This is a genomic window from Thalassovita sp. (genome assembly GCF_963691685.1).
Taxonomy (GTDB): domain Bacteria; phylum Pseudomonadota; class Alphaproteobacteria; order Rhodobacterales; family Rhodobacteraceae; genus Thalassobius.
Genome location: NZ_OY829290.1, coordinates 3,841,277 through 3,855,122, shown reverse-complemented (window position 1 = coordinate 3,855,122; position 13,846 = coordinate 3,841,277). Strand labels below are relative to the sequence as shown.

Annotated in this window: 8 protein-coding genes; all 8 read left to right on the top strand. The window is 58.7% G+C overall.

What is annotated here, in order from left to right; all coding sequences use genetic code 11:
- Positions 1 to 90 precede the first annotated feature (90 nt).
- Positions 91 to 1,005 (top strand): LicD family protein, encoded by a 915-nt coding sequence (locus tag ACORLH_RS18660; protein ID WP_321829840.1) that lies wholly within the window; start codon positions 91 to 93, stop codon positions 1,003 to 1,005.
- The gene (gene tagD, locus ACORLH_RS18655; RefSeq protein ID WP_321829839.1) at positions 1,002 to 1,457 is read left to right on the top strand and encodes a glycerol-3-phosphate cytidylyltransferase; all 456 of its coding nucleotides are present in this window, start codon (positions 1,002 to 1,004) and stop codon (positions 1,455 to 1,457) included. The genes ACORLH_RS18660 and tagD overlap by 4 nt, the downstream gene beginning before the upstream one ends.
- A gap of 420 nt (positions 1,458 to 1,877) precedes the next feature.
- Positions 1,878 to 2,396 carry a 50S ribosomal protein L10 gene (rplJ, locus tag ACORLH_RS18650; RefSeq protein ID WP_058245467.1) on the top strand — a complete coding sequence of 173 codons (519 nt, stop codon included), beginning with the start codon at positions 1,878 to 1,880 and terminating at the stop codon, positions 2,394 to 2,396.
- Between the two features lie 69 nt (positions 2,397 to 2,465).
- Positions 2,466 to 2,843, top strand: coding sequence for a 50S ribosomal protein L7/L12 (gene rplL, locus ACORLH_RS18645; RefSeq protein ID WP_058245466.1), 378 nt, complete (start codon positions 2,466 to 2,468; stop codon positions 2,841 to 2,843).
- A gap of 252 nt (positions 2,844 to 3,095) precedes the next feature.
- Positions 3,096 to 7,235, top strand: a complete 4,140-nt coding sequence (gene rpoB / locus ACORLH_RS18640) for a DNA-directed RNA polymerase subunit beta (RefSeq protein ID WP_321829838.1) — start codon at positions 3,096 to 3,098, stop codon at positions 7,233 to 7,235.
- Positions 7,236 to 7,287: 52 nt separating this feature from the next.
- The gene (rpoC, locus tag ACORLH_RS18635) at positions 7,288 to 11,526 is read left to right on the top strand and encodes a DNA-directed RNA polymerase subunit beta' (RefSeq protein ID WP_321829837.1); all 4,239 of its coding nucleotides are present in this window, start codon (positions 7,288 to 7,290) and stop codon (positions 11,524 to 11,526) included.
- A gap of 104 nt (positions 11,527 to 11,630) precedes the next feature.
- Entirely contained in the window at positions 11,631 to 12,458 is an 828-nt protein-coding gene (locus ACORLH_RS18630) for a PhzF family phenazine biosynthesis protein (protein ID WP_321829836.1), read from the top strand.
- Between the two features lie 190 nt (positions 12,459 to 12,648).
- Positions 12,649 to 13,554 carry a DMT family transporter gene (locus tag ACORLH_RS18625; protein WP_321829835.1) on the top strand — a complete coding sequence of 302 codons (906 nt, stop codon included), beginning with the start codon at positions 12,649 to 12,651 and terminating at the stop codon, positions 13,552 to 13,554.
- Positions 13,555 to 13,846 lie beyond the last annotated feature (292 nt).

The window sequence follows — 13,846 nt, the reverse complement described above, 5'->3', positions numbered from 1 at the left end:
AACCCTTTGGCGGCGATGCTCAACAATGATAGGGTCACTGCAATTGCAGCAAGGATCGCGGAACACCGCGGCGTAGGAAGCAGGCATATTTTGGACAGTAAAGCGTTGATTGAACGCGCCAAGACGCTGAAAGGCGATGCGCGCGTGACGCGGATTGAAGAAATTCGCATGATGGCCTTTGCCGCGCTGCATGGCGTGCAGGGGCCATTTGATGCGTGGCACTACTATGCTGAGTTGAAGAAGCTGAAGCGCAATCCGCCGTCAATTCTGTTCAATGAAGCCATGGTTGCAACCTGTGTGTTTGGTCAATTGCGGCCATCCGGCACGGTGCGGGCGTTGAGCGATCTGAAAGCGCAGCGTCTTGAGGCCGGGCAGGGGGCGGAATTTGAAGCATTTGAAACGCTTCTTGGCGCGCGCATCCCAACAAACCATGCCTACAATGGGCCAACCTTTGAGACGATGAACCATGATCGTATATGGGGCGCGGTCGGATCGCATATCGAGGCGCTGGAGCAGATGGGCTATCAGTGTTTTCTGAACTCGGGCACACTGCTGGGTGTGGTGCGCGATGGCAAATTGATCGACCATGACGATGATGTGGATCTGGCACTGATCCTGCAGGCCGACAACGAAGCTGACGCCGCTGAGGAATGGCGCCAACTGTGGGCGCAGCTGGGTGAGCTGGGGCTTGATGGAACCGGAGGGCTGGATACGCCCGGGATTTACAAGCTGAAAGGGCAGGATGGCTGTGAGATCGATCTGTTCCCGGCTTGGGTGAAAGAGGGCCGCATGTATATCTACCCGCATACCTACGGTGACCTGAGTGCCGACGATGTGCTGCCGCTGACGCCCTGTGGTGTCTCAGGTCGGCCGATGCCGGCAGAGCCGGAGAAGATGTTGGCGGTGAACTATGGCCCCGGCTGGCGCGAGCCGGATCCCTATTTTAAATTCCCCTGGAGCCAGGCGCGTACCCGGTTCAAGGGCTTTCTGGAGGCCGTCGCATGAGCGCAGCACGTACCAGCAGAACGGTTTTGACCTACGGCACGTTTGATCTGTTTCACTTCGGCCATGTCCGGCTGTTGCAGCGGCTGGCCAAGATGGGCGATCGGCTGATCGTGGCCTGTTCGACGGATGAGTTTAACGCGGTGAAGGGCAAGAAGACGGTGGTGCCTTATGAGAACCGCGTCGAAGTGCTGGAGGCCTGTCGTTACGTCGATCTGGTGATCCCGGAAACCGACTGGGCGCAGAAGCGGCAGGATGTGCAACGTTATGACGTTGACGTCTTTGCGATGGGCGATGATTGGACGGGCAAGTTTGATGATCTGGCAGATCTGTGTGACGTGGTCTATCTGCCGCGCACCGAAAACGTCTCAACCACGGATCTGAAACGCGCGGTGATCCGCACCCAGAACGCCAAAGCCTTGGGGTTGCCGGAAAATTTTTCCTTCGCGGACTGATCTTCTTGGCGGCATCGCATCGCCTTTGCCGGCGGTTTTGCAATTTGGCTGATTTTGCTGTAAGGTTGTGAGCGGCGTTACTTGGCGCCGGTTGTTGGGGCATCCCTCAGGGAATGCAGCTGCCTGTCGGTTTTCCGGCGGGTTTTCCTGTTGGGGACTTGCGCCCGGTCTGTTTTCACAATAATTACCTCTCACGCTGTCAGCGTACGATTCGTCGTGCGCTGTTTTGCGTTTCGTCCAAGACGGTGGGTGACTTCGGTAACGGGGTCTTAATTTCCCTCCTGAGACGGGAATACGACAAAGATTAGCCGAAGGCTTCCTTCGGGTGATGTTGGCGCAGCCCCGTAAAAAGGACCTGAGTGTCGGACCTCGTCCGGCAGACAAGAGCCGGGGGGTAACCCCCAAATTTGGAGTGAAACTGTGGATAGAGCACAAAAAGAGAAGTTGGTCGAAGAGCTCGGCCAGATCTTTGACAGCTCTGGCGTTGTGGTCGTAGCCCACTACGCAGGTCTCACGGTTGCTGAGATGCAGGACCTGCGCGCACGCGCACGTGAGGCTGATGCCTCGGTCCGCGTTGCCAAGAACAGGCTCGCCAAGATCGCCCTTGAGGGTAAGCCCTGTGAAAGCATGGGTGAATACCTGACGGGTATGACCGTTCTGACCTACTCGGAAGACCCTGTAGCGGCCGCTAAGGTTGCTGCTGGTTTCGCCAAGGATAACTCGAAGTTCGAGATCCTCGGTGGTGCCATGGGTGAGAACGCTCTCGACGTTGCTGGCGTTGAAGCCGTGTCCAAAATGCCGTCCCGCGAGGAGCTTATTGCTACCATCGCAGGCATGCTGGGCGCACCTGCTTCGAACATCGCCGGCGCGATTGGCGCACCTGCCTCGGATATCGCGGGCATCCTGTCTACTATCGAAGACAAGGCGGAAGCCGCGTAAGCAACCTAATGATCTGCGTGGGGCGAAGCTCACACGTTGGAACACACTTAAACATACGGAAACAGTACAATGGCTGATCTGAAAGCACTTGCAGAAAGCATCGTGGGTCTGACCCTGCTGGAAGCACAAGAACTGAAAACCATCCTGAAGGATGAGTACGGCATCGAGCCCGCCGCTGGCGGCGCGGTAATGGTTGCAGCTGGCGGCGACGCCGGTGGCGCAGCTGCCGAAGAGAAAACCGAATTTGACGTGATCCTGAAGTCGGCTGGCGACAAAAAGATCAACGTCATCAAAGAAGTCCGCGGCATCACCGGCCTGGGCCTGAAAGAAGCAAAAGAGCTGGTTGAAGCCGGCGGCAAAGCCGTCAAAGAAGGCGTCGACAAAGCTGAAGCCGAAGACATCAAAGCCAAGCTGGAAGCAGCTGGCGCCGAAGTCGAGCTGAAGTAATCAGCGCCGGGGCAACCCGGTTGGCAAAAGATTTGGCTGGGTCCGGGATTTCTCGGGCCCAGCCGAACCTGTCTTGGCAAGTGCCTCAATCACAAGTGGTGTGAGGTTTTTTCCAAGGTCTGGTTCAGCGATCGGGAGGCCTCTGGTGGGACAGAGGCCATGAATGGATCGAAACTGACCTGTTTCGGATGGGCGTGGCGCCGGGGCCCGACGGCTGCCACAACCGGTTAGAAACGAAAGGTGACACCTGTCATGGCTCAAAGCTTTCTTGGCCAGAAACGTTTGCGCAAATACTACGGCAAAATCCGCGAAGTGCTGGAGATGCCGAACCTGATCGAGGTTCAGAAATCCTCGTATGATCTTTTCCTCCGCTCTGGTGATTCCGAGATGCCGACTGACGGCGAAGGTATCATGGGCGTGTTCCAGTCGGTCTTCCCGATCAAGGACTTCAACGAAACCTCCGTACTGGAGTTCGTGAAGTACGAGCTGGAAAAACCAAAATATGACGTCGAAGAGTGCATGCAGCGCGACATGACCTACAGCGCACCGCTGAAGGTTACCCTGCGTCTGATCGTGTTTGATGTCGACGAAGACACTGGCGCCAAGTCGGTGAAGGACATCAAAGAACAGGACGTCTTCATGGGCGACATGCCTCTGATGACCCCGAACGGGACCTTCATTGTGAACGGCACCGAGCGTGTGATCGTTTCGCAGATGCACCGTTCGCCGGGCGTGTTCTTCGATCACGACAAAGGTAAAACTCACAGCTCGGGTAAGCTGCTGTTCGCCTGCCGCATCATCCCCTACCGCGGTTCCTGGCTGGACTTTGAGTTTGACGCCAAAGACATCGTGTTCGCACGGATCGACCGTCGTCGTAAGCTGCCTGTGACCACCCTGCTTTATGCGCTGGGTCTGGACCAGGAAGGCATCATGGATGCCTATTATGACACCGTCGATTTCAAACTGGAAAAAGGTCAGAAGGGCTGGATCACCAAGTTCTTCCCCGAGCGTGTGCGCGGCACCCGCCCGACCTATGATCTGGTTGATGCAGGCACCGGTGAGATCATCGCCGAAGCCGGCAAGAAGGTGACCCCGCGTGCGGTCAAGAAGATCCTCGACGAAGGCAAGATCACCGAACTGCTGGTGCCCTTCACCCACATCGTGGGCAAATTCGTTGCCAAGGATATCATCAACGAAGAAACCGGTGCGATCTACGTCGAAGCTGGTGATGAACTGACCCTGGAATACGACAAAGACGGTGAAGTGACCGGTGGTTCCCTGCAGGAGCTGCTGGACGCGGGCATCACCGAGATTCCGGTTCTGGACATCGACAACGTCAACGTGGGCGCCTACATGCGCAACACTCTGGTACAGGACAAGAACCTGAACCGTGAGAGCGCGCTGATGGACATCTACCGCGTAATGCGTCCGGGTGAGCCGCCGACCGTTGAAGCCGCGTCGAACCTGTTCGACACGCTGTTCTTTGACAGCGAGCGTTACGACCTGTCGGCCGTTGGTCGCGTGAAGATGAACATGCGTCTGGCTCTGGATGCCGAAGACACCCAGCGGACCCTGCGCAAGGAAGACATCGTATCCTGCATCAAAGCGCTGGTTGACCTGCGTGATGGCCGTGGCGACATCGATGACATCGACCACCTCGGCAACCGTCGTGTGCGCTCGGTCGGCGAACTGATGGAAAACCAGTACCGTGTTGGCCTGCTGCGCATGGAACGTGCGATCAAAGAGCGTATGAGCTCGGTTGAGATCGACACGGTGATGCCGCAGGATCTGATCAACGCGAAACCTGCAGCGGCGGCTGTACGTGAATTCTTCGGCTCGTCGCAGCTGTCGCAGTTCATGGACCAGACCAACCCGCTTTCGGAAGTGACCCACAAACGCCGTCTGTCGGCGCTTGGCCCGGGCGGTCTGACCCGTGAACGTGCTGGCTTTGAGGTGCGTGACGTTCACGCCACTCACTATGGCCGCATGTGTCCGATTGAGACGCCGGAAGGTCCGAACATTGGTCTGATCAACTCGCTGGCGACCTTTGCTCGCGTGAACAAGTATGGCTTCATCGAGACCCCTTACCGCGTTGTAAACGAAGGTAAAGTCACCGACGAAGTGCACTACATGTCGGCGACCGAAGAAATGCGCCACACTGTGGCTCAGGCGAACGCCTCGCTGGACGAAGAAGGCCGGTTCCAGAACGAACTGGTGTCGACCCGTCAAGCCGGTGACTACACCCTGGCCCCGCGTGACAACGTTGACCTGATCGACGTGTCGCCCAAGCAGTTGGTCTCGGTTGCAGCCTCGCTGATTCCGTTCCTGGAAAACGACGACGCGAACCGCGCCCTGATGGGTTCGAACATGCAACGTCAGGCCGTTCCGCTGCTGCGCGCCGAAGCGCCGCTGGTGGGTACCGGTATCGAAGAAGTTGTGGCCCGTGACTCGGGTGCTGCGATCATGGCGAAACGCGCCGGTATCATCGACCAGGTCGATGCCCAGCGTATCGTTATCCGCGCCACCGAAGATCTGGAGCTGGGCGATGCAGGCGTAGACATCTACCGCATGCGCAAGTTCCAGCGTTCGAACCAGAACACCTGCATCAACCAGCGTCCGCTGGTGAAAGTGGGTCAGCGGGTTTCGAAAGGTGAAGTTGTAGCAGACGGTCCGTCTACCGATATCGGTGAACTGGCGCTGGGTAAAAACGTGATCGTCGCGTTCATGCCCTGGAACGGCTACAACTACGAAGACTCGATCCTGATCTCTGAGCGTATTGCACGTGACGACGTCTTCACCTCGATCCACATTGAGGAATTCGAAGTCGCCGCCCGTGACACCAAGCTGGGTCCGGAAGAGATCACCCGCGACATCCCGAACGTCGGTGAAGAAGCGCTGCGCAACCTCGATGAGGCTGGCATCGTTTACATCGGTGCGGATGTTGAGCCGGGCGATATCCTCGTCGGTAAGATCACCCCGAAAGGTGAATCGCCGATGACCCCGGAAGAGAAGCTGCTGCGCGCCATCTTTGGTGAGAAAGCTTCGGACGTGCGCGACACCTCGCTGCGCGTGAAGCCGGGTGATTTCGGTACCGTTGTTGAGGTCCGCGTCTTCAACCGCCACGGCGTTGAAAAAGACGAGCGTGCCCTGCAGATCGAACGTGAAGAGGTGGAACGCCTTGCACGTGACCGTGACGACGAGCTGGCGATCCTGGATCGCAACATCTACGCCCGTCTGCGCGACATGCTGATCGGCAAGGTGGCTGTGAAGGGGCCGAAAGGCGTGAAACCGTCGTCGGTCATCAACGAAGACCTGCTGGAAACCCTGACCCGTGGTCAGTGGTGGCAGCTGGCCCTGGAAGAAGAGGGTGATGCCCAGATCGTGGAAGCGCTGCATGAGCAGTATGAAGCGCAGAAACGTGCCCTGGACGCCCGCTTTGAAGACAAGGTTGAGAAGGTCCGTCGTGGTGACGATCTGCCGCCGGGTGTGATGAAGATGGTTAAAGTCTTCATCGCGGTGAAGCGTAAGCTGCAGCCGGGCGATAAGATGGCGGGTCGCCACGGGAACAAAGGTGTGATTTCGCGCGTTGTTCCGATGGAAGACATGCCGTTCCTGGCAGATGGTACCCCGGTTGACTTCTGTCTGAACCCGCTGGGCGTTCCGTCGCGTATGAACGTTGGTCAGATCCTTGAAACCCACATGGGTTGGGCCGCACGCGGTCTGGGTCTGAAAATCGACGACGCGCTGCAGGACTACCGTCGCACCGGCGATCTGACCCCGGTTCGCGAAGCGATGCAGCACGCCTATGGCGACAACGTCTATCAGGAAGGCCTGGCCAACCTGGAAGAGGCGGATCTGCTGGAAGCTGCAGGCAATGTGACCCGTGGTGTTCCGATCGCGACTCCGGTTTTCGACGGCGCCAAGGAACTGGACGTGAACGACGCGCTGCTGCGTGCGGGCTTCTCGGAATCGGGTCAGTCGATCCTGTTTGACGGCCGCACCGGTGAACAGTTCGCCCGTCCTGTGACCGTGGGTGTGAAATACCTGCTGAAACTGCATCACCTGGTGGATGACAAAATCCACGCACGTTCGACCGGTCCGTACTCGCTTGTTACTCAGCAGCCGCTGGGTGGTAAGGCACAGTTCGGTGGTCAGCGTTTCGGGGAAATGGAAGTTTGGGCGCTGGAAGCATACGGCGCGGCTTACACCCTGCAGGAAATGCTCACCGTTAAGTCGGATGACGTGGCAGGCCGGACCAAGGTCTACGAAAGCATCGTCAAGGGCGAGGATAACTTCGAAGCGGGCATCCCAGAATCGTTCAACGTTCTGGTCAAAGAAGTCCGTGGCCTCGGCCTGAATATGGAACTCCTGGATGCGGAGGAAGAGGAGTAAGGGCCTCGGCCCTTCCTTCCGTCCCCCCTTCCGCAAGATTTGAGGTATCAAAATGAACCAGGAACTGACGAACAACCCGTTCAACCCGCTGACCCCGCCGAAGGTCTTTGACGAGATCCGCGTTTCGCTGGCTTCGCCCGAGCGTATCCTGTCGTGGTCCTACGGTGAGATCAAAAAACCGGAAACCATCAACTACCGGACCTTCAAGCCTGAGCGCGACGGTCTGTTCTGTGCGCGTATCTTTGGCCCGATCAAAGATTACGAATGCCTCTGCGGCAAATATAAGCGCATGAAGTATCGCGGCGTTGTCTGCGAGAAATGTGGTGTTGAAGTTACCCTCCAGAAAGTGCGCCGTGAGCGTATGGGCCACATCGAGCTGGCCGCGCCTGTTGCACATATCTGGTTCCTGAAATCGCTGCCGTCCCGCATCGGTCTGATGCTGGATATGACGCTGCGTGATCTGGAACGTGTGCTGTACTTTGAAAACTACGTCGTCATCGAGCCGGGTCTGACCGACCTGCAATACGGCCAGATGATGTCCGAAGAAGAGTACATGGACGCCCAGGACCAGTACGGCATGGACGCCTTCACCGCCAACATCGGTGCGGAAGCGATCCGTGAGATGCTGTCGGCGATCGATCTGGAATCTGAAGCCGAGCAGCTGCGCGCTGAACTGGCCGAGGCAACCGGTGAACTGAAGCCGAAGAAAATCATCAAGCGTCTGAAGGTTGTTGAAGCCTTCCTCGAGTCGGGCAACCGTCCTGAGTGGATGATCATGACCGTTGTGCCTGTGATCCCGCCAGAACTGCGCCCGCTGGTGCCGCTGGATGGTGGCCGTTTCGCGACCTCCGACCTCAACGACCTCTACCGTCGTGTGATCAACCGGAACAACCGTCTGAAGCGTCTGATCGAACTGCGTGCGCCTGACATCATCGTCCGCAACGAAAAGCGGATGCTGCAGGAATCTGTTGACGCCCTGTTTGACAACGGCCGTCGCGGTCGTGTCATCACCGGTGCCAACAAGCGTCCGCTGAAATCGCTCAGCGACATGCTGAAAGGTAAGCAGGGTCGTTTCCGTCAGAACCTTTTGGGTAAGCGCGTCGACTTCTCGGGCCGTTCGGTCATTGTGACCGGTCCGGAGCTGAAGCTGCACCAGTGTGGTCTGCCGAAAAAGATGGCGCTGGAGCTGTTCAAGCCCTTCATCTACTCGCGTCTGGAAGCGCGCGGTCTGTCTTCGACCGTGAAGCAAGCCAAGAAGCTGGTGGAAAAAGAGCGTCCTGAGGTGTGGGATATCCTCGATGAGGTGATCCGCGAACACCCGGTTCTGCTGAACCGTGCACCGACGCTGCACCGTCTGGGCATCCAGGCGTTTGAACCCACGCTGATCGAAGGTAAGGCTATTCAGCTGCACCCGCTGGTCTGCTCGGCGTTCAACGCGGACTTTGACGGTGACCAGATGGCTGTTCACGTGCCGCTTTCGCTGGAAGCCCAGCTGGAAGCGCGTGTTCTGATGATGTCGACGAACAACGTTCTGTCGCCTGCAAACGGCGCCCCGATCATCGTTCCTTCGCAGGACATGATCTTGGGTCTCTACTACCTCACCATCGCCCGCGATGGCATGAAGGGCGAAGGCATGGTCTTCTCCTCGCTGGAAGAGGTCATGTACGCGCTGGACGCTGGTGAGGTGCACCTGCACTCCAAGATCAAGGCCCGCGTGCCGCAGATCGACGAAAACGGCATGGAAGTGCAGCAGATCTTTGAAACCACCCCGGGCCGTGTCCGTCTTGGCGCCCTGCTGCCGCAGAACGCCAAAGCACCGTTTGAGCTGGTGAACCGTCTGCTGCGGAAGAAAGAAGTGCAGCAGGTCATCGACACCGTCTACCGTTACTGCGGTCAGAAAGAGTCGGTCATCTTCTGTGACCAGATCATGTCGATGGGCTTCAAAGAAGCGTTCAAGGCCGGTATCTCGTTCGGTAAGGACGACATGGTGATCCCCGATAACAAGTGGACCATCGTGAACGAGACCCGCGATCTGGTGAAAGACTTCGAACAGCAGTACATGGACGGTCTGATCACTCAGGGCGAAAAGTACAACAAAGTTGTCGATGCGTGGTCGAAGTGTAACGACAAGGTCACCGACGCCATGATGGGCACCATCTCGGCGATCCCGACCGATGAGAACGGCGCTGAACTGGAACCGAACTCGGTTTACATGATGGCCCACTCGGGTGCGCGTGGCTCGGTCACACAGATGAAGCAGCTGGGCGGGATGCGCGGCCTGATGGCAAAGCCGAACGGCGACATCATCGAGACCCCGATTATCTCGAACTTTAAAGAAGGCCTGTCGGTTCTCGAGTACTTCAACTCGACCCACGGTGCCCGTAAAGGTCTGTCGGATACGGCGCTTAAGACGGCGAACTCGGGTTACCTGACCCGTCGTCTGGTGGACGTGGCGCAGGATTGTATCGTTCGCGATCGTGATTGTGGCACCGAAAACGCCATCACGGTTGAACCTGCTGTCAACGACGGTGAAGTTGTTGCGTCGATCGGTGAGCGTATGCTGGGCCGTGTCATCGCTGAGGACGTCATGAAGCCGGGCACCGATGAGGTGATTGCGGCCCGTGGCACCCTGGTGGATGAACGTATGGCAGATGCCATCGAAGATGCCGGTGTTCAGACCGCTCAGGTCCGCAGCCCGCTGACCTGTGAAAGCGAGGATGGCGTCTGTGCCACCTGCTACGGCCGTGACCTGGCCCGTGGTACCCCGGTGAACGTCGGCGAAGCCGTCGGCATCATCGCGGCACAGTCGATCGGTGAACCTGGTACACAGCTGACGATGCGGACCTTCCACATCGGCGGCGTTGCACAGGGTGGTCAGCAGTCGTTCCTCGAAGCCAGCCAGGAAGGCACCGTTGAGTTTGAGAACCCGCAGGTTCTGACCAACTCCAACGGCGAAGTTCTGGTTATCGGTCGGAACATGAAGCTGAAGATCATGGACAACGGTGAAGAGCGCGCCAGCCACAAGCTGGGCTACGGCACCAAGCTGTTCGTCTCGGAAGATCAGAAAGTTGCCCGTGGCGACAAACTGTTCGAATGGGACCCCTTCACCCTGCCGATCATCGCCGAGAAAGACGGTACTGCTAAGTATGTTGACCTGATCAGCGGCATCGCCGTTCGTGATGAGACCGACGAAGCCACCGGTATGACCCAGAAGATCGTGATCGACTGGCGTGCAGCACCGAAAGGCAATGAGCTGAAGCCGGAAATCATTCTGGTGGGCGGCGATGGTGAACCGGTGCGTAACGCACAGGGTCACCCGCTGACCCACCCGATGTCGGTGGACGCCATTCTGTCGGTTGAAGATGGCCAGCAGATCCAGGCCGGTGACGTTGTTGCGCGTATCCCGCGTGAAGGCGCCAAGACCAAGGACATTACCGGTGGTCTGCCGCGCGTTGCGGAACTGTTCGAAGCCCGTCGTCCGAAAGACCACGCGATCATCGCCGAAATCGATGGTTACGTGCGCTTTGGCCGCGACTACAAGAACAAGCGTCGCATCACCATCGAGGCTGCCGAGGAAGGTCGCGAGCCCGTCGAATACATGGTGCCCAAAGGCAAGCATATTCCTGTTCAGGAAGGTGACTTCGTCCAGAAGGGTGACTACATCATGGACGGTAACCCGGCCCCACACGACATCCTGTCGATCATGGGCGTTGGCGCGCTGGCGGACTATATGATCAACGAGGTGCAGGAGGTTTACCGACTGCAGGGCGTTAAGATCAACGACAAGCACATCGAAGTGATTGTGCGCCAGATGCTGAAGAAGTGGGAGATTTCGGACAGCGGTGACACCACCCTGCTGAAAGGCGAACACGTCGAAAAGACCGAACTGGACGAGGCCAACGAAAAGGCCATCGCCCGCGGTGGTCGCCCGGCATCCGGTGGTCCGATCCTGTTGGGTATCACCAAAGCGTCGCTGCAGACCCGTTCGTTCATGTCGGCTGCGTCGTTCCAGGAAACCACCCGCGTGCTCACCGAAGCGTCGGTTCAGGGCAAGCGCGACCGTCTGGTTGGCCTCAAGGAGAACATCCTTGTTGGTCGCCTGATCCCAGCCGGTACCGGTGGCGCCACCGATCGCGTCCGTCGCATTGCGCGTTCGCGTGACAATGTGGTGCTGGAAGCCCGTCGTGAAGAGGCAGAAGCCGCCGCAGCGCTGGCCGCGCCGATTGACGACATGGCTGGTGGCGAAAGCTTCGACACCCTGGTCGATACCCCGGAAAGCCGCGACGAATAAGTCGCCGCCCACCTGGGTTGAGAAAGATAGAAAGGCCCTCGCTTTGCGGGGGCCTTTTTGCTGTTATGCATCGCGAAAAACGGGCCATTGCGCAGGAGAGGCAGATGAAAATGTATCAGGTGGATGCCTTCAGCAATGAGGTGTTCAAAGGCAACCCGGCGGCGGTGCTGCTGTTGGACCAGCCGATGGAAGATACGCTGATGCAGAACATTGCGGCGGAAAACAATCTGGCGGAAACGGCCTTTGCCCTGCCTCTGGAGCCAGGCGGCTGGCATCTGCGCTGGTTCACCCCGACGCAGGAAGTGGAATTTTGCGGCCATGCAACCCTGGCCACCGCGCATGTGCTGATCGCCCATCAGGGCTGTGCGGGGCCGTTGCAGTTTAAGACCCGCGTGGGCCGGATCACCGTGACTGAGGCAGCGATTGATCGGGCTGGGGCAGGGCAGGTGGGCTATCAGCTGGATCTGCCCCGGTTTGCGCCAGAGCCATTGGAAGCTTTGCCGCCGGAGATTGCTGAGACTTTCGCAGAAAGACCACAGGCGCTATTCCGCAATTTCGAAAACCTGTTTGTTGTTTTGCAGGATGAGGCAGCGGTGCGCGGTTTTGAGCCGGATCTGCCTGCCATGGCCAAGCTGGGCCGGCTTGGCGTGGTGGTGACCACGCGGGCGGACGCTGACCTGGAGGCTGACTTTGTCTCGCGCTATTTTGCACCGGGGGCGGGCATTCCCGAAGATCCGGTGACGGGATCGACCCATTCCACCCTTGTGCCCTATTGGGCGGAGGCCTTGGGCAAGTCTGATCTGCTGGCCTATCAGGCGTCTAAACGCGGTGGTTGGTTACACTGCACCGATACGGGGGACCGCGTTCTGGTGCGGGGGCAGGCGGTGACCTATATGGCGGCGGATCTTACCCTGCCGGTGGCGACTGACTGACCGATCGCGCTACGCCTGAGGCAAGCGGGGCCTCCGGCGGGAGTATTTGCAGAACATTGAAAGGGGTACGCGCCGATACCGGGTTTTGCCAGATTTGACTTCGCCTGATTTGACTTTGCCGCAGCCTTTGGCCACAGTCGGCCAGTCGCGCGGCCGAGGAGGGCGCGCGCGATTTTCATGGAGATGCAGCATGCCCCTTTCCGACAACACGCGCGGTGCGTTGTTGATGATGGCCTCTATGGCGGCCTTTACCTTCAATGATGCGTTCATGAAATCGTTGGCAGGCACGGTGCCGTTGTTTCAGCTGCTGTTTCTGCGTGGGGTGATGACCTCAGCGATGACCGGGGGCTGGGCGCTGAAACAGGGGGCCTACCGGGTGCAGCTGCCCGCCAAGGACTGGGGGCTGGTGGCGCTGCGGGTGATTGCCGAAGTTGGCGCGGCCTATTTCTTTCTGACGGCGCTGTTTGTCTCACCCCTGGCCAATGTTACCGCGATCTTGCAATCGCTGCCGCTGACCGTGACGCTGGCCGCATCGATCCTGTTTGGCGAGGCGATTGGCTGGCGCCGGATGTCGGCGATTTTTGTTGGCTTTCTTGGGGTGCTGCTGATCATCCGTCCGGGGCCGGACGGGTTTGACATCAATTCGATCTACGTGCTGATTGCCGTTGCCTTTATCACCATGCGGGATCTGGCGACCCGGCGGCTGTCACCGGAGGTGCCATCGATGCTGGTCACCTCGCTAAGTGCAGTTGGGGTGATGGTCTTCTTTGGGCTGGGCGCCCTGGGGCAGGAGTGGGTCAGTCTGGACAGCCGCGCCTGGGCCGTGACCGCGCTGGCGGCGCTGATGGTCATGGGGGGCTATATGTTTTCGGTCATGGTGATGCGGGTGGGGGAGATTTCCTTCATCGCGCCGTTCCGCTACACCAGCCTGGTCTGGGCGTTGCTGCTGGGTTGGTTGGTTTTTGGCGATTGGCCGGATCCGGTGACTCTGCTGGGGGCGGCGATTGTGGTCGGCAGCGGCATGTTCATGCTCTACCGTGAGGGCCAGATTGCCCGTCGCAAAAAGCGCCAGAACCAGCCGGTGCGGGGCAGCTGAGGGGGTGGCCCTCAGCCCGTGGGTCCGGCGGCGCCGGGCCAGCGCGGGCAGGCTCTGTTGACAAGCGGTGCGACTCCCCCTATATGCCGCTTCATCCGGCTCACGGGGGACGTCCCAATTACGCCGAATCCATAACTGAGAAGGCCAAGTCCTAAGCTACTTTGAAGCTTGCGACCTCTGGAAACTCACCGCGTTGTTTGCCTCGGTACGGGAACATCGCGGGTTTTGCGCTATGCAGACGTGTGTTGCGCAAACCGTCATCGTCCGGGGCCCTGGCCGCGGATAAAACATT

Coding starts and splice junctions, on each gene's coding strand:
- tagD (WP_321829839.1), top strand. CDS start 1,002: ATGAGCGCAGCACGTACCAGCAGAACGGTTTTGACCTACGGCACGTTT.
- rplL (WP_058245466.1), top strand. CDS start 2,466: ATGGCTGATCTGAAAGCACTTGCAGAAAGCATCGTGGGTCTGACCCTG.
- rpoB (WP_321829838.1), top strand. CDS start 3,096: ATGGCTCAAAGCTTTCTTGGCCAGAAACGTTTGCGCAAATACTACGGC.
- rpoC (WP_321829837.1), top strand. CDS start 7,288: ATGAACCAGGAACTGACGAACAACCCGTTCAACCCGCTGACCCCGCCG.
- ACORLH_RS18630 (WP_321829836.1), top strand. CDS start 11,631: ATGAAAATGTATCAGGTGGATGCCTTCAGCAATGAGGTGTTCAAAGGC.
- ACORLH_RS18625 (WP_321829835.1), top strand. CDS start 12,649: ATGCCCCTTTCCGACAACACGCGCGGTGCGTTGTTGATGATGGCCTCT.